Annotated in this window: 18 protein-coding genes and 1 tRNA gene; 13 read left to right on the plus strand and 6 right to left on the minus strand. The window is 71.6% G+C overall.

All coding sequences use genetic code 11. The features are described 5' to 3' along the window. Both FH610_RS18140 and FH610_RS18145 read right to left on the minus strand, forming a co-directional pair. Positions 1 to 963 carry an ABC transporter substrate-binding protein gene (locus FH610_RS18140; RefSeq protein WP_139575665.1) on the minus strand — a complete coding sequence of 321 codons (963 nt, stop codon included), beginning with the start codon at positions 961 to 963 and terminating at the stop codon, positions 1 to 3. 14 nt (positions 964 to 977) lie between these two features. Then, a complete protein-coding gene (locus FH610_RS18145) occupies positions 978 to 2546 on the minus strand; it encodes an amidohydrolase (protein ID WP_139575666.1) in 1569 nt (522 codons plus the stop codon). Between the two features lie 112 nt (positions 2547 to 2658). Between FH610_RS18145 and FH610_RS18150 the strand changes: the two genes are divergently transcribed. Both FH610_RS18150 and FH610_RS18155 read left to right on the plus strand, forming a co-directional pair. Beyond that, positions 2659 to 3534, plus strand: a complete 876-nt coding sequence (locus FH610_RS18150; protein WP_139575667.1) for a LysR family transcriptional regulator — start codon at positions 2659 to 2661, stop codon at positions 3532 to 3534. 143 nt (positions 3535 to 3677) lie between these two features. Beyond that, complete coding sequence (locus FH610_RS18155; RefSeq protein WP_139575668.1) at positions 3678 to 4901, plus strand: amidase; 1224 nt, start codon at positions 3678 to 3680, stop codon at positions 4899 to 4901. Positions 4902 to 4905: 4 nt separating this feature from the next. On the opposite strand, the gene FH610_RS18160 is transcribed toward FH610_RS18155, so the two are convergent. Then, positions 4906 to 5946 carry an Lrp/AsnC family transcriptional regulator gene (locus FH610_RS18160; RefSeq protein ID WP_139575669.1) on the minus strand — a complete coding sequence of 347 codons (1041 nt, stop codon included), beginning with the start codon at positions 5944 to 5946 and terminating at the stop codon, positions 4906 to 4908. 210 nt (positions 5947 to 6156) lie between these two features. On the opposite strand from FH610_RS18160, the gene cuyB reads away from it, so the two are divergent. The 4 genes from cuyB (at position 6157) to FH610_RS18175 (ending at position 8959) form a co-directional block, all read left to right on the plus strand. Then, positions 6157 to 6849, plus strand: a complete 693-nt coding sequence (gene cuyB / locus FH610_RS18165) for a cysteate racemase (RefSeq protein ID WP_205825852.1) — start codon at positions 6157 to 6159, stop codon at positions 6847 to 6849. Positions 6850 to 6869: 20 nt separating this feature from the next. After that, a complete protein-coding gene (locus FH610_RS45235; RefSeq protein ID WP_276607685.1) occupies positions 6870 to 7001 on the plus strand; it encodes a hypothetical protein in 132 nt (43 codons plus the stop codon). 420 nt (positions 7002 to 7421) lie between these two features. After that, the gene (locus FH610_RS18170) at positions 7422 to 8111 is read left to right on the plus strand and encodes a hypothetical protein (RefSeq protein ID WP_139575670.1); all 690 of its coding nucleotides are present in this window, start codon (positions 7422 to 7424) and stop codon (positions 8109 to 8111) included. A 437-nt stretch (positions 8112 to 8548) separates the two neighbouring features. Then, positions 8549 to 8959, plus strand: a complete 411-nt coding sequence (locus tag FH610_RS18175; protein ID WP_139575671.1) for a hypothetical protein — start codon at positions 8549 to 8551, stop codon at positions 8957 to 8959. A gap of 74 nt (positions 8960 to 9033) precedes the next feature. Here the strand turns inward: FH610_RS18175 and FH610_RS18180 are convergent, their stop codons facing one another. Continuing rightward, complete coding sequence (locus FH610_RS18180) at positions 9034 to 9483, minus strand: Scr1 family TA system antitoxin-like transcriptional regulator (RefSeq protein ID WP_338104554.1); 450 nt, start codon at positions 9481 to 9483, stop codon at positions 9034 to 9036. Next, a tRNA-Leu gene (locus tag FH610_RS18185) sits at positions 9438 to 9526 on the minus strand. The genes FH610_RS18180 and FH610_RS18185 overlap by 46 nt, the downstream gene beginning before the upstream one ends. A 210-nt stretch (positions 9527 to 9736) precedes the next feature. Between FH610_RS18185 and FH610_RS18190 the strand changes: the two genes are divergently transcribed. The 3 genes from FH610_RS18190 (at position 9737) to FH610_RS44495 (ending at position 14064) form a co-directional block, all read left to right on the plus strand. Next, positions 9737 to 11032, plus strand: coding sequence for a M20/M25/M40 family metallo-hydrolase (locus tag FH610_RS18190; RefSeq protein ID WP_139575673.1), 1296 nt, complete (start codon positions 9737 to 9739; stop codon positions 11030 to 11032). Between the two features lie 110 nt (positions 11033 to 11142). After that, on the plus strand, positions 11143 to 11769 hold the full coding sequence (locus FH610_RS18195) for a hypothetical protein (RefSeq protein WP_139575674.1): 627 nt from the start codon (positions 11143 to 11145) through the stop codon (positions 11767 to 11769). Positions 11770 to 11973: 204 nt separating this feature from the next. After that, entirely contained in the window at positions 11974 to 14064 is a 2091-nt protein-coding gene (locus FH610_RS44495) for a chaplin family protein (RefSeq protein WP_139575675.1), read from the plus strand. A gap of 335 nt (positions 14065 to 14399) precedes the next feature. Here the strand turns inward: FH610_RS44495 and FH610_RS18205 are convergent, their stop codons facing one another. After that, the gene (locus FH610_RS18205) at positions 14400 to 14591 is read right to left on the minus strand and encodes a DUF5703 family protein (RefSeq protein WP_220499497.1); all 192 of its coding nucleotides are present in this window, start codon (positions 14589 to 14591) and stop codon (positions 14400 to 14402) included. A gap of 262 nt (positions 14592 to 14853) precedes the next feature. Between FH610_RS18205 and topA the strand changes: the two genes are divergently transcribed. The 4 genes from topA to FH610_RS18225 all read left to right on the plus strand — a co-directional run bounded on the left by topA (position 14854) and on the right by FH610_RS18225 (position 22520). Further along, positions 14854 to 17529 carry a type I DNA topoisomerase gene (gene topA, locus FH610_RS18210; protein ID WP_240809038.1) on the plus strand — a complete coding sequence of 892 codons (2676 nt, stop codon included), beginning with the start codon at positions 14854 to 14856 and terminating at the stop codon, positions 17527 to 17529. Between the two features lie 270 nt (positions 17530 to 17799). After that, positions 17800 to 19122 carry a metallophosphoesterase gene (locus FH610_RS18215; RefSeq protein ID WP_240809039.1) on the plus strand — a complete coding sequence of 441 codons (1323 nt, stop codon included), beginning with the start codon at positions 17800 to 17802 and terminating at the stop codon, positions 19120 to 19122. A gap of 155 nt (positions 19123 to 19277) precedes the next feature. Next, a complete protein-coding gene (tmk, locus tag FH610_RS18220; RefSeq protein WP_139575677.1) occupies positions 19278 to 21341 on the plus strand; it encodes a dTMP kinase in 2064 nt (687 codons plus the stop codon). Between the two features lie 6 nt (positions 21342 to 21347). Further along, on the plus strand, positions 21348 to 22520 hold the full coding sequence (locus tag FH610_RS18225) for a DNA polymerase III subunit delta' (RefSeq protein ID WP_139575678.1): 1173 nt from the start codon (positions 21348 to 21350) through the stop codon (positions 22518 to 22520). The last annotated feature ends 69 nt before the right edge of the window (positions 22521 to 22589 follow it).

Genomic DNA, 22589 nt, shown 5'->3' on the forward strand with positions numbered 1-22589 from the left:
TCACTTACCGCCGTTGACCACGGCCGACTCGACGGCCAGCGCGTCGAGGTTCCACGCCTTGAGCAGCCCGCCGTACTCCCCGCTCTTGATGAGGGAGTCGAGCGCGCCCTTGACGGAGTCGACGAGCTGCTTGTTGTCCGGCTTCATCCCGATCCCCCAGGGGCTCGCGGTGCCGTCGAGGCTGATCGCCTCCATGTCGAGCTTGGGGTCGGCCGCCTTGTACGCGGCGACCACGTAGTCGGTGACGCTCGCCTGCGCGCGGCCGTTGCTCACCTGGAGCATGGCTTCCGTGTCGCCGGGGAACTTCAGGATGTCCGCGGCGGGCTTGCCGCCCTTCTTGCAGTCGGCGTCATAGCTCTCGGCCAGCTCCATCGAGGAGCCGTTGTCGACGACGGAGACCGTCTTGCCGCAGAGGTCCCCGGGCCCGGTGATGCCCGCCGAGTTGCCCTTCTTGACCAGCAGCGCGGCGCCCGCCTGCACGTAGTCGACGAACGTGACCTGGCCCTGCCGTTCCGGCGTGTCGCTCATCGAGGAGATGACGAAGTCGTAGCGGCCGGTGAGCACACCGGGGATCTGCGAGTTGAACTCCTCGTCGGTGATGGTCACCTTGACGCCGAGCTTCCTCGCGATGGCGCGCGCCAGAGCGGGGTCGAAACCGATCGGCGTCTTGCCGTCGCTCGCGTACAGCTCCATGGGCGGATAGCCGATGGAGGAGACGACCTTGAGGCCGCCGGACTTCAGGCTCGCCGGCGCCTTGGCCGCGAGCTCCTGGTCGGGGGTGATGGCGTTGATGACGTCGGCCGCCTTCTCCTCGGCGGGGGCCTGGTCGAGGACGACGGCCGGCGCCGAGGCCGCCGCGCCGGAGTCGCCGGAGTCGCCGGCGTCCAGGGACTGGGCGCCGCAGGCGGCGGTCGCGGTGAGCAGCCCGCCGACGGCGAGCGTGGTGAGGATCCGGGTGTTCAAAGGGGGGTGCTCCTTCAGATGCGCCGCCAGCGGACCTCGCCGCCGACGACGGTGGTCAGAACCTTGGTGCGCAGCACCGCCTCGGGCGACTCCAGGTAGGGGTCGGTGTCCACCGCGATGAAGTCGGCGAGTCTGCCGGGCGTCAGGACGCCCTTGCGCTCCTCCTCGCCTGCGGCGTAGGCCGCGCCCAGGGTGTGGGCGGTGACGGCCTCTGCCATGCTCAGCCGCTGCTCCGGCTGCCACCCGCCGGCGGGGGTGCCGTCGGTCCGGGTGCGGGTCACCGCGGCGTACAGCGCGGCGAAGGGGTTGGGGTGCTCGACGGGGGCGTCGGAGCCGAAGGCCAGCGCCACGCCGACGTTCAGCATCCCCCGCCAGGCGTAGGAGGCCAGCTCGTGGCCGGCCAGCAGGTGGTCCACCAGGTCGATGTCGCTGGTGCAGTGCACTGGCTGCATCGAGGCGACGATGCCCAGCCGCGCCATCCGCGCCAGGTCGCCGGGCCGCAGGTGCTGGGCGTGCTCGATGCGGTGCCGCAGCCCCGGCGTGGGACCGACCGCCTCGTAGGCGTCGATGACCAGGTGGTTGGCCCGGTCGCCGATCGCGTGCGTCGCCACGGCGATGCCGGCTCCGGCCGCCCGGGAGAACAGCGCGACCAGCTCCGCGTACGGAGTGACCGCGATGCCGGTGTTGCCGTGATCGTCGGCGAAGGACTCGCTCATGTGGCAGGTGTGCGAGCCCAGCGCCCCGTCGCTGAAGATCTTCACCGGGCCGGTGCGGAACCAGTCGTCGCCCTGCCCGGTGCGGCGGCCCTCGGCGATCGCCGTCTCCAGGTGGACCATCGGGATCGCCTTGTGGACGCGCAGCCTCAGCTCGCCCGCGTCGCGCAGCTCCAGGTAGGCGGCCCGGCAGTCCTCGCCGTCGATGTCGTGCACGCTGGTCAGGCCGAGCGCGAGCAGCTCCTCCTGCGCCGCGCGGAGCAGGTCGCGCAGGTCGGGGGAGACCATGAGGTCGCGCAGCGGGTAGGAGGCCGCCTCGCGCAGGATGCCGGTGGGCTCCCCGCTCGCGTCCCTGACGATCTCGCCGCCCACGGGGTCCGGCGTGCCCGCGTCGATGCCGGCCAGCCGCAGCGCGGCCGAGTTGGCCCACACGGTGTGGCCGTCCACGCTGGGCAGCGCGACGGGCAGGTCGGGGCAGACGGAGTCGAGCGCGTACCGGTCCGGCTGGGCGGGCGGATCCCAGGTGTTGCTGTTCCACCGGCCGCCGAACAGCCAGGCGCCCGGCCGCAGCCGCGCCGCGTGCGCCGCCACCATGGCGAGGGCCTCGTCCAGGGAGCGCACGTCGCGCAGGTCCACCGCGCCGAGGCTCTGGGCGTACTGCGCGGTGTGGATGTGCGCGTCGTAGAAGCCGGGGAGCACCGCGGCGCCGTCCAGGTCGATCAGCTCCGCTCCCGGGCCTGCGGCCTCGCGCACCTCCGCCTCCGTGCCGACGGCGAGCAGCGTCTCGCCGTCCACGGCCATGGCCTGTGCGGGCGGGGTGCCGCCGGCTCTCGTGTGGATGGCGGCGTTGCGGTACACGCGGATGCTCATGTGACTCTCAAACGGGTTCGGGAGACGGTGGTCCATCACTGTAGGAGTGGCGAAAAAAAGGCGGAAGCGCTATAAACACGACATTTAGCAACCCTGAGGGCAAGGAACGCTGATGCTGAAGCCGGAACACCTCCGCACTCTGCGCGAGGTGGTCCAGCTCGGCTCCTTCGCCGCCGCGGCGAACCGGCTGGGGTACACCTCGTCGGCCGTCTCCCAGCAGATGGCCGCGCTGGAACGGCAGATCGGCGTGCGGCTGTTCGAGCGGTCCGCGCACAGCGTGCTGCCCACCGGCGCCGCCGAGGTGCTGGCCAGGCACGCGGCGACCGTGCTCAGCGACATGGAACGCATGATCGCCACCGTCCAGGCCGTGCACCGGAACAGCGAGCGGCGCATCCACCTGGGCATCTTCCCCAGCTTCGCCGACGTGCTGACCGGCGTGCTCGGGCGGATGGAGGACAGGGACCGGGCCGGCGTGAGGGTCACCGTCGGTGAGTCCTCCCAGCTCATCCCGCGTCTCGGCGCCGGAGGCGAGATGGACGCGGCGATCGTCTACCAGGTGGGGAACTCGGGCCTCTCGTGGCCGTCCGCGCTGGGCCGCCGCTGGATCGCCGAGGACCGCTACAAGGTCGTCCTTCCCGCGCAGTGGGGCGACCTGGCGCCGCACCGGGCCGAGCAGCTCGTCGACCTGCCGTGGATCATGCACCACCCGGGCAGCAGTGACGCCTCCTTCTTCGAGGGCGTGTTCGCCCGCTGGAGCCTGCACCCCCGGGTGGCCGGCTACTCCGACGACTTCAAGATCACACTGGCGATGATCGAGGCGGGGATGGGCGCCGCGCTCGTTCCCGGCCTCGCGCTGCGCGGGCACGGCCCGGGCGTCGTGGTCGCCGACGTGCCGTGGCTGAACACCAGCCGCAGCATCTTCGCCCTCGCCCGCCCCGAGCGGGAGACCGCCCGCCTGCTGTCCCTGCTGGACGCGCTGGCGGTCTGACCGTACGGTCCGCGCGGGGCTCGACGAGGAACGGGGGATATGTCAGCATTTGCCGGGTCGCGGGCGCGGCCGGCGGCGACCCGCCGCGCCGTCCCCACCGGACGGCCCCCGCCGCCGGAGCAGGCGTGAGGAGGCCCTCGACCATGGAACGCGAGGCGGCGATCATCGGATCGACCGAGGCGGTCGCGGCACGCGAGGCGGCGATCGCGCGGTCCGCCGAGGCGATCGGCCTGCACAGCGGGCACGCCATCCTCATCGAGACCGGCGCCGAGCCGGTCATCGAGCGGCTCGCCCGCCACGAGCGCCCCGCCCCCGACATCCCGCCGGAGCTGTGGGCGTGGACGTTCGTCGTCAAGGACATGATCGACGTCGCCGGACTTCCCACGACCCGCGGCTCCGCCCTGTACGGAAGCGAGGAGGCGCTGACCACCGCCCCCTGCGTGAAGGCGCTGGAACGCGCGGGGGCGCTGCTGGTCGGCAAGGCGAACCAGCACGAGTTCGCCTGGGGCGTCACCAGCGAGAACCCACACTGGGGCGACGTGCGCAACCCGCGCCACCCGCACCTGTCTCCCGGCGGATCGAGCGGCGGCACGGCGGCCGCGCTCGCCGCGGGCATCGCCCGATTCGGCCTCGGCACCGATACCGGCGGCTCCGTACGGATCCCGGCCGCCTGCTGCGGCGTGGTCGGCCTGCGCCCCGGAGCCGGCGCCGTCCCGTCCGAGGGCGTCGCGCCGCTCGCCCCCATGTTCGACGTCGTCGGGCCCATGACCACCTCGGTCGCCGACTGCGCCCGCGTGTGGCGGGTGCTCTCCGGCGAGGCGGTCGAGCCGCCGGACTCGCTGTCGGGGCTGGTCGTCGGCGTCGCCGAGGGGTGCGCGCAGGCCGGGGAGTTCGCCGGCCTCGGCGCCGAGGTCCGCGAGATCGCCCTGCCGTACGACATCCTCCCGCCCTACTGGACGATCGTGGGCGCGCAGGCCCGCCGCACCCACGAGGCCACCTATCCGAGGGCGGCCGAGAGCTACAGCGAGGGGGTGCGGCGCAAGCTGGAGGGCGCCGCGGGGATCGGCCACCGGGAGTATCGCCGGGCGATCGAGGAGCTCGCCGCGGTCCGGGCCCGGTTCTCCGCGGAGATGTCCGGGGTCGATCTCCTGATCATGCCGACGCTCGGCGGCCCCGCGCCCCGGTTCGGGTGCGACGAGGCCGCCGTACGCGGCGAGGTCGGCCGCCTCACCGCCGTCGTGTCTGCGCTCGGCCTGCCCGCGCTGGCGGTCGGCGACCTGCAGATGGTGGGACGCCGCGAGGCGGACGTCCTGCGCGCCGGGCTCTGCCGGGAGGCGCGGGGCGGCGGCGTCCCCGAGCCCCGCTGACCCTTCAGGCGTGCCGCGGCAGGGTCCACGGGTCCACCGGGACGACGGCCGTGCAGCGGCCGAGCCGGTCGAGGACCCGGCCGTACAGCTTGGCCTGCCGCAGCACGATCTGCCGGTCGGCGACGCTGACGTGGGGGAACCGCTCCTCCAGGCGGACCACCAGCGGGTGCAGGTCCGAGACCCCGTGCAGACCCACGGTGAGGAGCATGTTGCGGGTGCCCGCGAGCGCCGCGCAGGTGCGCGTCTCGGGCCAGCCGAGCAGCGCCCGGCCCGTCTCCTCAAGCAGGCCGTCCGGCATCCGCAGCCACAGGATGGCCGAGGAGTGCCAGCCCGCCTGCGAGCGCGCGAGATCGCAGCGGAAGTCGATGTCGCCCGTCGCGACCAGCCGGGACAGCCTGCGCTGCACCGTGCGCTCGGATGCGCCGACGGTCCGGGCCAGCTCGGAGTAACCGGCCCGGCCGTCGGCGAGCAGGGCCTTGAACAGCAGGCGGTCGAGTGCGTCCATCCGCCTCGTCGACTCCGGCGGGCCGGGCGGCCGCGCCAGCGCGGCCGCCGCACGAGTGGGCAGCACGCGCAGCCGCCAGCGGCACGAGGCCTCGAAGACGCGCGTCGCGACGTGGGTGCGCACCTTCGCCACGCCCGGCACCCGCGGCAGGTCCGTGAGCAGGTAGTCCGCCAGCGCCGGCATCGACGCGGCCACGGCGATCACGAACAGGTCGTGGCCCGCGGCGACGTGCTGCACGGTGATGAGGTGCCCGGCCGTGGCGAGCCGGTCCGCCACGTCGACCGCGGCTCCGGCCTCGCAGTCGATCTCCAGGAACGCCATGCTCATCGCGTGCATCTGGCGCTGCCCGAGGGCGACGGTGGTCCACGCCTCGCCCGACGCGTTCAGCCGCTGCCAGCGCCGCGCGGCCGTCACCGGATCGGCGCCGATCGCCGCCCCGATGTCCACCCAGCTCGCGCGCGGGTTGATCTGGAGCGCGTCGATCAGTTCGAGGTCGGCCTCCGACAGCAACCGAGGCGACTCTGTGCCGGAATCCTGCACGATCACCCCTCCAATAGCTGTTTGCTGCGTTTCTAGGCCGAAATCACCTTATAGATCGATCCTTGTGCGGGTAGCCGTCGCGGCTCCCGGACGTACGGCGCTGACGCTTCCGCGACCGTGCGGGGAACCGTGCGGCTCGGGGAGAGGACGAATCTCGGTGACTCGGTTCTGCGGCCCCCGGCGGGTCCGCGGCCCGGCCGGAGGCGGCCGGTGAGCGGACCCCGTCTGGTCGGCGTCCTGGGCGGCATGGGACCGGCGGCCACGGTCGACTTCTACGGCAAGCTCGTGGAGGAGACGCCGGCGACCTGCGACCAGGGGCACGTGCCCGTCGTCATCTGGGGCGACCCCCGCGTCCCCGACCGCTCCCTGAGCCTGGTCGGCGACGGCGAGGACCCGACCCCATACCTGCGACGCGGCATCGAGGGCCTGAAACGGGCCGGGTGCCAGGTGCTCGCCGTGCCGTGCAACACCGCTCACGCGTTCGTCCCCCGCCTCGCGGACGAGGCCGGGCTGGAGCTGGCGAGCATCATCGAGGTCACCGCCGACGCCCTCGCCGCCGACGGCGTGCGCGCGGCGGGCGTGCTCGCCACGTCGGGCACCCTGCGCGCGGGCCTGTACGCGGAGGCGCTGCGGCGGCGCGGCGTCGCGGTGATCGAGCCGGGCGAGGCCGACCAGCGGCGGGTCATGGCGGCCATCGGCGCGGTCAAGAGCGGCGCCGTCGGCCCGGCCCACCGGCACGTGCTCGAGGAGGTCTCCCGCGCCCTCGCGGGCCGCGGCGCAGAGCGCGTCGTCGCCGCGTGCACCGAGATCGTCCTGGCCTTGGACGGTTCCCGCGTCCCCGTCCCCGTCGTCGATCCCGCTCGCCTGCTGGCCCGCCGGGTCGCCGAGCTGGCGCTCGGCTGAGGCGGCGCATCAGGAAGAACGTGCGGCTCGTCGCCGCGCGGGCGCGACTGCGTCAGACGGTCGACAAGGCCGACATCTACGCGCAGGCAGGGCTCGGCCTGCCGGTTCGGGACGGCCGGCGGGCCGAGACGGTGGCCCTGCCGCGCACCTGAGGGGTACGGCGGCGAGGCCACGTCGGGACGGTGCGGCGCCACACGCACCGCGCGGCGTCCTCGACCCGTTCCCGACATTCCCCCCGTTCCGTGCGGTCCCGGGCGGTGTTCAACGAGGCTTTACAACGTTCCAATCTCGGCCGCCAACCCTCCCCGTCGAGACCACGTCCCTCTACCGCACAGAGCAACCCGAGCCTCTGGAGTAACGGCATGCATCAGCAGCCCAGCCCCCCGAACGGTCCCTACGGACCACCCGCTGGCCAGCACCCATACGGCGGACATCCCCAACGGCCTCCGTACGGCGGTCCTGCTCAGCAGCCGCCCGCCTGGCAACCACCGCCCCCTCACCGGAAGAAGGGCAAGGGGCCCGTCTTCTGGCTGCTGGTGATCGGGCTGCCGTTCGTCCTCCTCTTCGGTTGCATGGCCACCATCGGCTCCCTCGCCTCCAACACGTCGAGCACGACGAGCCCCGTCGCGAAGGCCCGCAAGCCGAGCGCGCCGGCCGACCCCAACGCCACGGCGGCCGAGGAGACCAGCGCGAGCGAGGAGCCATCCTCGACGCCAAGCCCGCAGCCCAAGCCGCGCACCTACAGCGGCGCCGGGGCGAAGGTCCTCAAGCTGCGCAAGAGCGACTGGTCGGCCGTGTGGCTGGTCACCCTCACTCATCGCGGAGGCTCGAACTTCATCGTCTCCCCGCTCGACCCCGGCGGCGCAGAGCAAGGCGCGATCGTCAACGAGATCGGCAACTACAAGGGGAGCGTCCTGCTCAACGAGGACGACGGCAAGGAGACGGCCGCGCTGAAGATCCAAGCCGATGGGGCGTGGACGATCACGTTGAAGCCGTTGTCGAGCGCCCGCGTCTGGTCTGGCGACTCGCTCACGGGTCGTGGCGACGAGGTGGCCCTCGTCTCGCCGCAGAGCTCCGGCCTCACGACGGTGAACGCGCGGCACTCGGGGAGCGAGAACTTCATCGTGGAGGCCTGGACCGAGTCGAGCAGGGAACTGCTCATCAACGAGATCGGCAGTTGGCACGGTGAAGTCCCGCTCCCCGATGGAACGATCCTCGTCACGATCAAGGCTGATGGCGTCTGGTCCCTCAAGAAGAGCTGACGAGCGTACGGCTCGCGCCTGGCGGGGTGGCGCGAGCCGTACGGACCTCAGCTCTTCATCGTCTCCTCGGAGACGAAGGGCACGACATCGCCGGTCGGGTGGGCGGGCCATTTCTCCCCGTCGTGGAGACTGCTCGTAGGGCCGTAGACGTAGAACCGGACCTGGACCGGCTGTGCGGAGGAAGGGCCATGCGGCTACACCCGCAACCGCCGTGAGCTGCTGCGGAGCACTCTCCGATCTCTGGTGTGCACACCGGAAAGCATCCGGATCATAGGCGGCGGTATCACGCGAAGTATCAGGTGCGGCCCCGGATTCCGCTCCTCGTTGCCCCGAGCGGACGCGATCAACCGTCTCAAAGAAATGGGACTATTGGTACGGCGAGCCGTCCGCGCGGACGCCTCCGCCGCGCTTCCGAGAACTGAGAGTCGATCCCCAGTATGCCCCTGTCTGTAAGGGTCGTCCGGAACCTCATCTGGTTCCAGGCGACACTCGCCCTGATCAGCGTCGTTCTGCTCATCCTGGGGATGGTTCTCGACCCGAACGACTTCCTTGAGGACCTGCTCTACGCCCTCGTCTACCTCCCGCCACTCGCTGCCGGCTGGTTGGCGAATCAGTGGCACACCCGACGCCCGCGGGTCCGTCTCGCCACCATCGCCGTCCAGCTCGCCATCCCCTTGCTCGACTTCATCCACTTTCTGATTGAGGACACCCTTGACTGGGTCCTCACCGCACCCTGGTCAGCGCTCATCGTGACTCTGCTCCTGCTTTCTCCAGCGAGAACCTGGTTCGCCCCTACGCTCCAGACCCCATGGAGCCCGTCGCAGCCGGCACCGCCCGCCGCCACCTGACAGTCCTCGACCGCCAGCAGCTTCACCCCCGAAACCGCCGCCCTACGCCCCTGGGCCATGCGGAACCTCGAAGATCACCGGCGCCCCTGCTGATGGTGGGGCGCGTTTGCTGCGTCGCTTGAGCCCCTCCCTTGATCGACAGGCCACATGGTGGACCGGTCGGCGTCGAGGGGGACAATGCCGAGCGATATCGAGGGCAGGGCGCTCACAGTGAGCAGGTGGCCGAGTTGCCCCGCCATGACGTCGGCTCCTCCGATCGGCGCGCGTAGAACGCTCTCCTCCAGAACCACGGCGAACCGATGGTCGCCCTGGTGGATGACGTGCTGCTTGTCCACGCGCACCTGAACCGCCTCTTCGACATCATCTCGGAGACCGCGACGTCGCATGAGTGCGGAGAGGACGGCGGCGATGTAGGCGCGGGTTTGCACAGAAAAGCAAAAGCCCCGAGCCGATGACCTACATCTTCTCGGGGCCTCTCTGGTGTCCGAGGGGGGACTTGAACCCCCATGCCCATCACTGGGCACTAGCACCTCAAGCTAGCGCGTCTGCCTATTCCGCCACCCGGACGTGGTGCCTCACGCAGGATCGTCATCCCGCGTCGGCTGATACAGGTTAGCACTCTCTCGCCCCTGCTTCATACCGGGAAACGGCCCTCGCGCAGATCGCCGGAGCCCGGGGGTGAACGTCACGCCTGTACGGCGGCAGGATGGAGGCGCGAGCCGTACGACGGGAAAGGCGGGGGGCCGCTGATCGGCCCACCCGGCAGGAGGAGGCGTAATGACCCCACGCTACGGGGAGGACGAGGTCGCCGAGCTGTGCCGCGACTTGATCCGCATCGACTCGGTCAACGCTGGGGACAACGCGGGGCCCGGGGAACGCGAGGCCGCGGAGTACGTGGCCGGCAAGCTGTCGGAGGTCGGCCTGGAGCCGACGATCCTCGAGTCCGATCCCGGACGGGCGAACGTGGTCGCCCGGGTCGAGGGCGCCGACCCGAGCAGGGACGCCCTGGTCCTCCACGGCCATCTGGACGTCGTGCCGTTCGACGCCGCCGACTGGACCCACCACCCGCTGAGCGGCGAGATCGCCGACGGCTGCGTCTGGGGCCGCGGGGCGGTCGACATGAAGGACATGGACGCGATGATCCTCGCCGTCGTGCGGCGGCGGCTGAGCGAGGGACGCAGGCCGCCCAGGGACGTCGTCCTCGTCTTCACCGCGGACGAGGAGGCCGGGGGCCACTACGGCGCCCAGTGGCTGGCCGAGCGGCATCCGGAGGTCTTCGAGGGCTGCACCGAGGCCATCGGCGAGGTCGGCGGCTTCAGCGTGACCACCGAGAAGGGCCGGCTGTATCTGATCGAGGCGGCGGAGAAGGGCATCGCCTGGATGCGCCTGACCGCCAAGGGCAGGGCCGGGCACGGCTCGATGCTCAACGACGACAACGCCGTGACCGAGCTCGCCGAGGCGGTCGGCAGGCTCGGCCGTCACAAGTGGCCGGTGCGGCTCACGCCCACCGTGCAGGCGTTCTTCGAGGAGGTCTTCGCCACGGAGGTCAAGGCGGAGGACGCGGAGGCGGCGGTGGCCACCCTCGGGCCGCTCGCCCGGATGATCGGCGCCACTCTCCGCAACACGACCAACCCGACCATGCTCCAGGCGGGTTACAAGGCGAACGTCATCCCCCAGATCGCGACCGCGCACGTGGACGGCAGGTTCCTGCCGGGCTACGAGGACGAGTTCTTCCAGACCGTGGACGAGCTGCTCGGGCCGAACGTGACCAGGGAGTTCGTCTATCACGACGTGGCGGTCGAGACCCCCTTCAAGGGCCCGCTGGTCAAGGCGATGGCGGACGCGCTGCACGAGGAGGACCCGGGCTCGCGGGCCGTGCCGTACACGCTGAGCGGCGGCACCGACCTCAAGGCGTTCAGCCGCCTCGGCATCAGCGGCTACGGCTTCGCGCCGCTGCGGCTTCCCGAAGACTTGGACTTCTCCGGGATGTTCCATGGCGTCGACGAGCGGGTTCCGGTTGATTCGCTCCGGTTCGGCGTCCGGGTCCTTGACCGTTTCCTCGAATACTGCTGAGAAAGCCCTTGCGATCACGTGCCGTGCCGCTACAGTAACTCTCCGTTGGGGGTTGGATCCGCACCGGGCTGACCCAGCGGACTGTTGACTCAGCGGTTTGGGGAGGTCGCGTGACGCGCACGTCGCAGGAACAGTGGAGGGCGAGTTCGCCCTCCGCCGTTCCCGGCGTGCGCGTCACGTCTCCCGGCTCTGCGGAGCGGAGCCGGATGGCGCGGTTCGCGGCCGGCTCCCGTCTGGGCCGCCTGCTGGTCATCGGCGGGCTGATCGCCGCCGGATGGCTGTTCGGCGTGATCTTCGGTGTCTTCGGCACGGCGACGTCCGTGGCCGGGACCGCACCCTCACATGACGTCGCCGGGTCGGTTCTTCCCGATCATCTCTCAGGTCCGGACCTCGGTCTGCCGCCCTCGCCGGGCGCGGTCGAGTCCCACGGGAAGAGCACCGACGGTTTCCCCACGGCGGCGGACGACGTCTCGGTGAACGCCGAGGCGATGGCGGGGCGCACGGTCGACGGGCTCACCAGCCAGTCGAAGCCTCTGCTCCCTCCGCCCTCCACCGCGGACCACGCGCCCGCAGACCAGGGCCTGGTCCCGCAGTCGAGCGGTGGAAACATCCTGTTCGGGGATGTCGCGCGGGATGTGTTCGAACCGCGCTTCACCAAGCTGCCCGCCCCACTGGCGGCGGTTGTTCCCCCGGTGGTCCGCACAGCGGCGGACGACCCGTCTTTCTCTCCTGACTGATCCCGCCTTCGTGCCGGTCCCCGTCGTACGGCGACCGGTGCCACCGCCTGCCCTCGCTCGTGGTGCCCGAGCGGCAGGCTCCCGCGGGTGACGCGGAATTTCCCATCCTCGTGACGTCCACGGCTCCGCTGTGCTCATGCGGCCTGGACATGCGTCGCGAGCTGTCAGGTAACCCCCCTAGAAGAACCACTAGGAGCATTCATCATGCGAACGTGGGCGAAGGGCTCGGCCTCCGCGGCGTTTCTGGCCGCCGGCGTCATGGCCCTTGGCAGCGGTACGGCTTTCGCCGACACCGACGGCAGTCACTCGGTGCTCGGCGGCAACCAGGTCGACATCCCGGTAACCCTGCCGATCGACATCAGCGGCAACGCGGTGGCGGTCGCCGGCGACTCCCGGGCCTCCTCCCTGGGCGGCGCGACCGCACAGGGCGCGGGCGTGGGCGCCGGACACAACAGGACCTCCGGTGAGGGCAGCATCCTCGGCGGCAACCAGGTGGTCGCGCCGATCAACGCGCCGATCAACGCCTGCGGCAACGCGGTGTCCGTCTTCGGCCGGTCCGACGCGGGCTGCCGGGGCGGCGCGGCGGTCAAGGGCTCGGGGCGGCGCGCGAACGCGGGCGGCAACCGCACCAGCGGGGTGCACAGCATCGGGGGCGGCAACCAGGTGGTCGCGCCGATCACCGCGCCGATCAACCTGTGCGGCAACTCGATCGCCGTCTTCGGCGACGCCACCGCCGGGTGCCGTGGCGGCGCCTTCGTCGGTGGCGGCCGTGACGGTGTCCGCGCAGGTGGCAACCGCACCAGCGGCCGTGGCTCGATCCTGGGCGGCAACCAGGTGGTCGCGCCGATCACCGCGCCCGTCAACGTCTGCGGCAACTCCGTCGCGGTCCTCGGCGACGCGTTCTCGGGCTGCCGCGGCGGTTCGTCCGTGGGCGGCTCCGGCGGCCACGGCGGCCACGGCCACGGGGGTCACGGTGGTCACGGTGGTCACGGCGGGTACGGCGGCCACCACGGAGGCGGTCACTGGCACCGTCCCGGCTCGACCGGCCACGACACCGACGGCCGCTACTCGGCCGGCAGCGGCACCCAGGTGGTCGCGCCGATCATCACACCGGCCGACGTGTGCGGCAACGGCTCGGGCAGCTGCCACGGCGGCTCCACGCCCGGTCACGGCGGTCACGGCGGTCACGGCGGGCATGGTGGTCACGGCGGCTGGTCCGGCGGTTGGTCCGGCGGCGCGGGCGGCAACCGCACCAGCGGGGTGCACAGCGTCGGCGGCGGCAACCAGGTGGTCGCGCCGATCACCGCGCCGATCAACGTCTGCGGCAACGCCGTCGCGGTCGTCGGTCACGCCTTCGCGGGCTGCCGCGGCGGCGCGACCGTGATCGGCGGCTGGAGCAGGCGCGGCGGCCACTGGGGCGCGGGCGGGAACGTCACGTCCGGCCGCGGCTCGATCCTCGGCGGCAACCAGGTGGTCGCCCCGATCACGGCCCCGATCAACGTCTGCGGCAACGCGGTGAGCGTCATCGGCCGGTCCCACGCGGGCTGCCGGGGCGGCGCCTCGGTCCTCGGCGGCGGTGCCGGTGCGGGCGGCAACATCACCTCGGGCAGGCACGGGATCCTCGCGGGCAACCAGATCGTCGCCCCGATCACCGCGCCGATCAACGTCTGCGGCAACTCCGTCGCCGTGCTCGGCGACGCCGCCGCGGGGTGCCTGGGCGGCGCCCAGGTGGGCGGCGGCTGGAAGGGCCACGGCTACTGGGCCCACCCGCAGCACAAGGCCGCCCGCGGCGGGGTCATGCCCGCCATGCCGGGCGCGTCGGTGCTGTCGGGCAAGCACACGGTGCAGCCGATGAGCGCCGCCGCCACTCCTTCCGCTCCGGTCGTCGGGGACCTGCCGAACATGCTCGGCCTGCCGGAGACGCCGAGCCTGCCCGCCGTCCCCGCCGGGAAGGGCACGAAGGGCGGCAGCACCCCCGCGGCCGTCTCCAAGGCCGGCGGCACGCTCGACGACGCGACTCGTTCGCTGCCCACGAACCAGACGCTGGAGGACGCGACCGCCTCGCTGCCCGTCTCCGACACGGCGCGCAACCTCCCGACGGGCGACCTCGGGAAGAGCGCCGACGTGCTGCCGCTGGGCAAGCTGAGCCCCCTCAAGCTGATGAGCGCCGAGCAGCCCGTCGGCCTGACCGGGATGAACCCGGCGTCGTTCCTCGCCCTGGCCATCGGCGCCATGTTCGCCGCCTCGGCGAGCCTGTTCGCCGTCACCCGCCGCTTCCGGTTCGGCCGCAAGTAGTCGTACGGCCGCGCGTGACGGCACGGGAACGCCTCCGGCGGCGACGGCCGTACGGAAGTGATCCGGCGGCGCGCGGCTGACGGAGGCGAGGGATATCACTCGCCCGCGCCAGGGAGTGTCCGACAGATGCTCCCGGCGCGGGCGACCAGGACGCCCCCCCACCGCCAGTGGAGGGAGGCACGAACGCTTTGCCCGTTCCGGGGGCGCGGCCCGGGGCGGGCAAAGCCCTTTTGTCGGGTACTGTTTCGGGACGGATGGAGCACTTACGGTCATGGCGCCGACGACATTGCGGATGGGCAAAGCCCTTTTGACCGTGGCGTCCGCGCCCCCGAGGCTCACATGGTCCGGGCGGCCCGTATGATCTTCCGACGCAGCCGGACGCGCCTGCTGCCGTCGGGATAAAGGCGTAGCCGCTCCAGTTCCCAGTCTCCGTGCTCGGCATGCTCTGTGAGCATCTGCCTCGCCACCTCACGAGGGGTGCCCCGAGGGAGATACAGGTCCAGATAGGAGTAGTCGAGCACAGCCATTGGTCTCCGGGGCGTGCTAGGGAACTCGATGGGCTCTATTCTGCGTCTCCGTGGATAACAGCGCCAGGCGGGTTACATTCCCGGACATAACCGGGTAGCCCGAGGGGGAGGAACGTGCGGCGGCAGGTACCGTCAAAGCGGCGCCTCGTCGGCGCCCCACGGGGGTAAGCGCCCCCGGCCCGGACGACGAGGGTGTCATGAGCCGGGAGTACGAAGCCCGGCAGCACGGGGAATGACAGCGGACAGCGAGGTAGGAAGCAGCGTGCCAGCCAACAACGGCAACGCCGGCGGAACCCGCCTGGTGATCGTGGAATCGCCCGCGAAGGCGAAGACGATCGCCGGGTACCTCGGGCGCGGCTACATCGTCGAGTCGAGCATCGGCCACATCCGCGATCTTCCGGAGAAGGCCGATGACATCCCGGAGAAGTACAAGAGCGAGGCATGGGCCCGCCTCGGGGTGAACGTCGACCACGAGTTCGAGCCGCTTTACGTCGTGAACCCGGACAAGAAATCGCAGGTGTCCAAGCTCAAGCAGCTTCTCAAGGAAGCCGACGAGCTCTACCTGGCCACCGACGAGGACCGGGAGGGCGAGGCCATCGCCTGGCACCTGCGCGAGGTGCTCAAGCCCAAGATCCCGGTGCACCGCATGGTGTTCCACGAGATCACCCCCCACGCGATCAGGGACGCGGTCTCCAACCCCCGCGACCTCAACCTCCGCCTGGTGGACGCCCAGGAGACCCGGCGCATCCTCGACCGCCTCTACGGCTACGAGGTCAGCCCGGTCCTGTGGAAGAAGGTCAAGCCGCGGCTTTCCGCCGGTCGTGTCCAGTCGGTCGCCACCAGGCTGGTGGTGGAGCGCGAGCGGGAGCGCATGGCGTTCACCGCCGCCAACTACTGGGACCTGCAGGCGCTGTTCGACACCGGCCGGGCGGGTGACGACACCCGGACGTTCTCCGCCACGCTGACCGGTGTGGACGGCAGGCGCGTGGCCCAGGGCCGCGACTTCGCCTCCACCGGCAGGCTGAAGGGCTCCGACGTCCTCCACCTCGACGAGGCCGCCGCGACGGCCCTCGCCGGCCGTCTGGAGGGCGTGTCCTACGCGGTGCGGTCGGTCGAGCGCAAGCCGTACACACGCAAGCCGTACGCGCCGTTCCGGACCACGACGCTGCAGCAGGAGGCGAGCCGCAAGCTGGGCTTCTCCGCCAAGTACACGATGCAGGTGGCCCAGCGGCTGTACGAGAACGGCTACATCACCTACATGCGTACCGACAGCATCACGCTGTCGGAGACCGCCGTCGCCGCCGCCCGCAGCCAGGCGATCAAGCTGTACGGCTCGGCGTACGTGCCGGACAAGCCGCGCGTCTACACCAGCAAGGTGAAGAACGCCCAGGAGGCGCACGAGGCCATCCGGCCGTCCGGCGAGGAGTTCCGGACGCCGGGCGAGACCGGCCTGTCCGGGGACATGTTCCGGCTGTACGAGCTGATCTGGCAGCGTACGGTCGCCTCCCAGATGAAGGACGCGGTCGGCGAGTCGGTGTCGGTCAAGGTCGGCGGCACGTCCAGCGCCGGAGAGAACGTGGAGTTCAGCGCCACCGGCCGGACGATCACCTTCTACGGCTTCCTCAAGGCGTACGTGGAGGGCGCGGACGACCCCTCGACCGACCGGGACGACTCGGAGAAGCGCCTGCCCACGCTGACCGAGGGCGACCGGCTCACGGCGGCCGAGCTGACCGCGCTCGGGCACTCGACCAAGCCGCCCGCGCGCTACACCGAGGCGTCGCTGGTCAAGGAGCTGGAGGACCGGGAGATCGGGCGGCCGTCGACGTACGCGTCGATCATCGGAACGATCCTCGACCGGGGCTACGTGTTCAAGAAGGGCACCGCCCTGGTGCCGTCGTTCCTCGCGTTCGCCGTGGTCAACCTGCTCGAACAGCACTTCGGCAACCTGGTCGACTACGACTTCACGGCCGAGATGGAGAAGGTCCTCGACGACATCGCCAACGACCGCGCCGAGCGGGTGCCCGAGCTGCACCGGTTCTACTTCGGCGGCGGCGACGGCGACGAGGGCCTGAAGGAGATGGTCACCGACCTCGGCGAGATCGACGCCAAGGAGATCAGCTCGTTCCCGATCAGGGGGACGGACATCGTGATCAGGGTCGGCCGCTACGGGCCCTACCTCGACCGCGACGGCGCCCGGGTGAACATTCCCGAGGACATGGCGCCGGACGAGCTGACCGCCGAGAAGGCCGAGGAACTGTTCTCGCGCCCGAGCGGCGACCGGGAGCTGGGCGTCGACCCGGCGACCGGCCGGAGGATCGTGGCCAAGGACGGTCGTTTCGGTCCGTACGTCACGGAGATCCTGCCCGAGGAGCCCGCGCCGGCCGACGGAAAGAAGCGGACGAAGAAGGCCGACGCGCCCAAGCCGCGGACCAGCTCGCTGTTCAAGACGATGTCCCTCGACACGATCACCTTGGAGCAGGCGCTGAAGCTGCTCCAGCTGCCCAGGGTCGTCGGCGAGATCGACGGCGAGGAGGTGACCGCGCAGAACGGCAAGTTCGGGCCCTACATCAAGAAGGGCACCGACTCGCGCTCGCTGACCTCGGAGGAGGACCTGCTCACGGTCACGATCGAGCAGGCCAAGGAGCTGTTCGCGCAGCCGAAGGCCCGTGGACGCGGCCGTGCCGCCGCGGCGCCGCCCCTTCGTGAGCTGGGCGAGGACCCGAACTCCAAGAAGCCGATAGTGGTGAAGGAGGGCCGCTTCGGTCCCTACGTCACCGACGGCGAGACGAACGCGTCCCTGCGCAAGGGCGACACGGTCGAGGACATCACGCTGGAGCGGGCGGCGGAACTGCTGGCCGAGCGGCGGGAGCGGGCTCCCGCCCCCAAGCGCACGACTCGGGCCAGGACCGCCGCGAAGAAGCCCGCCGGGAAGTCCTGACCCCCGATCCCCGCGTCTCGCGGTCCCGCCGGGGCGCGGTGGCCGGTGTGATGGCCGGTGCGGTGACAGGTGCGGTGACAGGTGCGGTGGCGTGCCCGGGCGCGGCTGCGCATCGCGTCGCCGCGCCTGTGGACACCCGGCCTGGCTGTGGACACCCGGCCTGGCTTGGACACCCGGCCTGGCTGTGGACAACGGACGCGGCTGTCGGCGTGAGCTCGTAGCATCGTCGTCAGCCGGCCCTTGATCGCCAGCCGGTCGAGGGGAGTTCTCGTGGGGTTCGTCGGCATGATTTTGACGGCCGTCGTCGTTGTGCACGTCTATCTGTGGCGGCGGCTCGTCAGGGCGTCGACGACGCCGGGATCGCGTCCGCGCCGGGCGCTGACGTGGGCGCTCGTGATCCTCGCCGCCCTGATGGTGGTGACCTTCGCCGGGAGCCGGCTCGGCCTCGGCATGGACGTCGAGCGGGTCGTGGCCTGGCCCGGTTACCTGTGGCTGGCCGTGATGTTCTACCTGTTCGTGTTCGGCCTGGTCATGGAGGTGCCCCGGGCGGTCGCGACGTTCGTCGTGTCCAGACGCCGCCGTACGGCCGAAACCGCGGCCCCGGCCGAGCGGGCCGAGGAGGAGACGGCGCCGGTGGACGAGGTGGTCCTCGCCGGAGCGGCGGCCGGGGGAGGCGCCACCGCTCACGGCACGGCCACGACAGGCAGGCCGGCGGTGGAGGGGGCCGCGGCGGACGCCCCGGCGATCGACCGCCGGTTGTTCATCTCCCGTACGGCCTCCGCGGTCGTGGCCGCGGGAGCGCTCGCGACCGTGGGGTATGGCGTGAGCCGGGCCCTCGGCGATCCGGTGATCGAGCGGGTGCCGATTCGCCTGCCCCGGCTCGACCCCCGGATGAGCGGGCTGCGCATCGCGGTCGTCAGCGACATCCACCTCGGCCCGCTGAGCGGCCGGGGGCACACCGAGCGGATCGTCCGGATGATCAATGGCCTGGAGGCCGACGCGGTGACGATCGTGGGCGACCTGGTGGACGGCACGGTCGCCGAGCTCGGCCGTCTCGCCACGCCCCTCAGGTCCCTCGAATCCCGCTACGGCGCGTATTTCGTGACCGGCAACCACGAGTACTACACCGCCGCGGGCCCCCAGGAATGGATCGAGGAGTTGCGCTCGCTGGGCGTCCGGTCGCTGCGCAACGAGCGGGTCGAGATCCGGCACGCGGGAGCCGCACTGGACCTCGCGGGCGTCAACGACCTCAACGGCGTGCCGTCGGGCGACGGCCCGGACCTCGACAAGGCGCTCGGGGGCCGCGACGCGAACCGCCCCGTCGTGCTCATGGCCCACCAGCCCGTCCAGGTGACGCAGGCCGCCGCGCACGGCGTCGATCTCCAGCTGTCCGGGCACACCCACGGTGGGCAGATGGCGCCGTTCAACCTGCTCGTGCCGCTGCAGCAGCCCGTGGTGGCGGGGCTGGCGAGCGTGCCGCGCACGGGCGGCGGCGACACCCAGGTCTACGTGACACGAGGTGCGGGCTTCTGGGGGCCGCCGGTCCGGGTGGGCGCGCCGCCCGAGATCACCCTCATCGAGCTGCGCACCTGACCGCGCCGGGTCCCCGGAAGCGGAATCGGGCAGAGCATTGGCGCCATCTCGACAGCGAGGACGAGGCGGACGTAATACCCTCAGGCGACGGGCAGGCCCCAGCGGCCCGCTCGTCCGTCTCCCAAGCCCAGCGAGCACCTGGATACGCTGACATCATGAGCACCACTGGCCGGGCCGCCGCGCGCCGCAAGCAGCCGCACGTGCTGGCGAACGCGCCGTTCCGCAGGCTGTGGACGGCGATGGCGACGTGCAGCCTCGGCGACTGGCTCAACATCATCGCGCTGACCGCCCTGGCCGGTAACCTGACCGCGGGGTCCGGCTTCCAGGCGCAGAGCCTCGCCATCGGCGGCGTCTTCGTCGCCAAGATGCTGCCCGCGATCCTGCTCGGCCCGCTCGCTGGAGCGGTGGCCGACCGGTTCGACCGCAGGCTGACGATGGTCGTCGCCGACCTCGCCAGGTTCGCGGTGGTGTTGTCGATCCCGCTGGTCGGCAACTACCAGTGGGTGATCATCGCGACGTTCCTGGTCGAGTGCGTCAACCTCTTCTGGGTGCCGGCCAAGGACGCCACCGTGCCCAACCTCGTGCCCAAGGAGCGGCTCGAGGAGGCCAACCAGCTCAACCTCCTCGTCACGTACGGCACCGCCCCCGTGGCCGCGGCGCTGTTCGCGATCGTGTCGGGCGTGGTCACGACGATCTCGGCGGCCGCCCCGTCGTTCGACGTCGCGGCCACCAGCGTCGCGCTGTACGCCAACGCGCTGGCCTACCTCGCCTCCGCCGTGATGGTCTTCACACTGCGGGCCATTCCGAAGAACCACATCAGCCACGTGTCCACGCCCTCGGTGCTCCGGCAGATCACCGAGGGATGGCGGTTCGTCGGCGGCAATCGCATCGTGCGCGGCCTGATCATCGGCATGCTCGGGGCGTTCGCCGCCGGGGGCGCCGTCGTCGGCGTCGCCAAGGCGTACGTGCAGGCCCTGGGCGGCGGTGACGCGGGGTACGGCACCGTGTTCTGCGCCGTCTTCCTCGGCATGGCGTTCGGCATGTTCTTCGGCCTGCGGCTGCTGAAGGGCCTGTCCAGGCGGCGGCTGTTCGGGCTGTCGATCGTGCTCGCGGGGCTGACGCTGGCCGCCGTCGCGCTCATCCAGAACCTGGTCGTCGTGGTCGTGCTGACCGTGCTGCTGGGCGCCTGCGCCGGCATCGCCTGGATCATCGGCTACACGGTGATCGGCCTGGAGGTGGAGGACGGGCTGCGCGGCCGCACGTTCTCCTTCCTGCAGTCGCTGGCCCGGGTGGTGCTGCTGCTGGTCGTGGCGGTGGCCTCGACGCTGGCCGCGCTGTTCGGCACGCACGCCCTCGGGGTCGCCGGCATCAGCTACCGCTTCGACGGCACGAACCTCGTGCTGCTCCTGGGCGCGTTGCTGGCGATCGCCGTCGGGGTGGTCGCGCTGCGGCACATGGACGACCGGCCGGGGGTTCCCATCGCGGTCGACCTGCTGACCGCTCTGCGCGGGCGGCGGTTCGTGCCGGAGGAGGCGGACCCCGAGCGCGGTCTGTTCATCGCCTTCGAGGGCGGCGAGGGCTCGGGCAAGACCACCCAGTCGCGGCTGCTCGCGATCTGGCTGCGCGACCAGGGCTTCGACGTCGTGCAGACCCGCGAGCCGGGCTCGACGAAGGTCGGCATGCGGCTGCGGGCGATCCTGCTCGACGCCGCCCACCAGGGCCTGTCCCCGCGGGCCGAGGCCATGCTGTACGCCGCCGACCGGGCCGAGCACGTGGAGAAGGTCATCAGGCCCGCCCTGCAGCGCGGCTCGACGGTGATCTCCGACAGGTACGTGGACTCGTCCCTGGCCTACCAGGGCGCCGGGCGGTCGCTCGACCAGGAGGACGTCGCGCGGATCAACAGGTGGGCGACGGGCGGGCTCGTCCCCGACCTGACCGTGCTCATCGACGTGCCGCCCGCGGTCGGGCTGCGGCGGATGGCCTCGCCCGCCGACCGCATCGAAGCCGAGCCGCTGGAGTTCCACGAGCGGGTGCGGCGGGAGTTCCGGGCGCTGGCCGCGGCCGATCCCGACCGCTACCTCATGGTGGACGGCACGCTTGACCAGCGGGAGGTGACGCGCCTGATCCAGGACCGGGTGCGTGAGATCCTGCCCGACCCGGTGCCGCAGGAGGCCGAGGAGGCCACCGGCACGATGCCCGCCATCCGCGACTTCGGGTAGCCGCACATGACCGTTTTCGGGGATCTGATCGGGCAGGACCGGGCGATCGACGTGATGCGGCGGGCCGCGTCGGCCGCCGCGGAGGCCATCGCCGGAGGCCGCGGCACGGGCATGACCCACGCCTGGCTGTTCACCGGGCCGGCCCTGCGGTCCGCGGCCGCCACGGCGTTCGCGGCCTCGCTGCTCTGCCCCGACCAGGGGTGCGGCCACTGCGACGACTGCCATCAGGTCGAGGTCGGCTCGCACCCGGACGTCACGTTCGTCCGGCCCGAGGGCCTGTCGTACAGCGTGCGCCAGACGCGCGAACTCGTGCTCAAGGCGGCGGGGGCGCCCACACTCGGCCGGTGGCGGATCGTGCTGTTCGATGACGCCGACCGGGTGACGGAGGCGGCGGCCAACGCGCTGCTCAAGGCCATCGAGGAGCCGCCGCCGCGGACCGTGTGGCTGCTGTGCGCGCCCTCCCCGGACGACATGATCATCACGATCCGCTCGCGCTGCCGGGTCGTGACGCTGGGCACGCCCTCCACCGAGGCGGTCGCGAACGTGCTGGTGACCCGCGACGGGGTGCCCCACGACGTGGCGCTCGACGCCGCGCGGGCGGCCCAGGGGGACATCGGCCGGGCGCGGCGGCTCGCGCTGGACGAGGAGGCGCGGCGCCGGCGCGACGACGTGCTGTCGATCCCCCGGTCGCTGACCGGTGTGGCGGAGTGCATCACCGCCGCCGAGCGGCTGGTGAAGACCTCCACCGAGGACGCGGACGCGGCCACGACCGCGTTGAACGAGGTCGAGACCGCCGAGCTGCGCAAGGTCTACGGCGAGGGCTCCTCCGGCAAGGGGCTCAACAAGGGCCTCGTGCGGGGCGGCGCGGGAGCGCTCAAGGAACTCGAGACGATGCAGAAGTCGCGGGCGACCCGCATCAAGCGGGACTCCCTCGACCTCGCGCTGCTCGAACTCGTGGCGTTCTACCGCGACGTGCTGGCCGTGCAGTTCGGGGCCCCGGTCGAGCTGGCCAACGAGGACCGCAGGCACGAGGTGGAGGCGGTCGCGCGCGCGTCCACCGCCGAGCAGACGCTCCGCCGTACGGATGCGATCATGAAGTGCCGGGAGCGGCTGGCGGCCAATGTGAACCCGCAGATCGCGGTCGAGGCCATGACCCTCGCTCTCCGCTCGCCCGCATAGGACGCGAGCAACCCCGGCGGGCGTACGGCGTCTCTGGTACATGAAGGCCGAAACGCTCGATCTCGATCA

It is taken from the genome of Microbispora catharanthi, assembly GCF_006334915.2.
In the GTDB taxonomy this organism is placed as follows: Bacteria; Actinomycetota; Actinomycetes; order Streptosporangiales; family Streptosporangiaceae; genus Microbispora; species Microbispora catharanthi.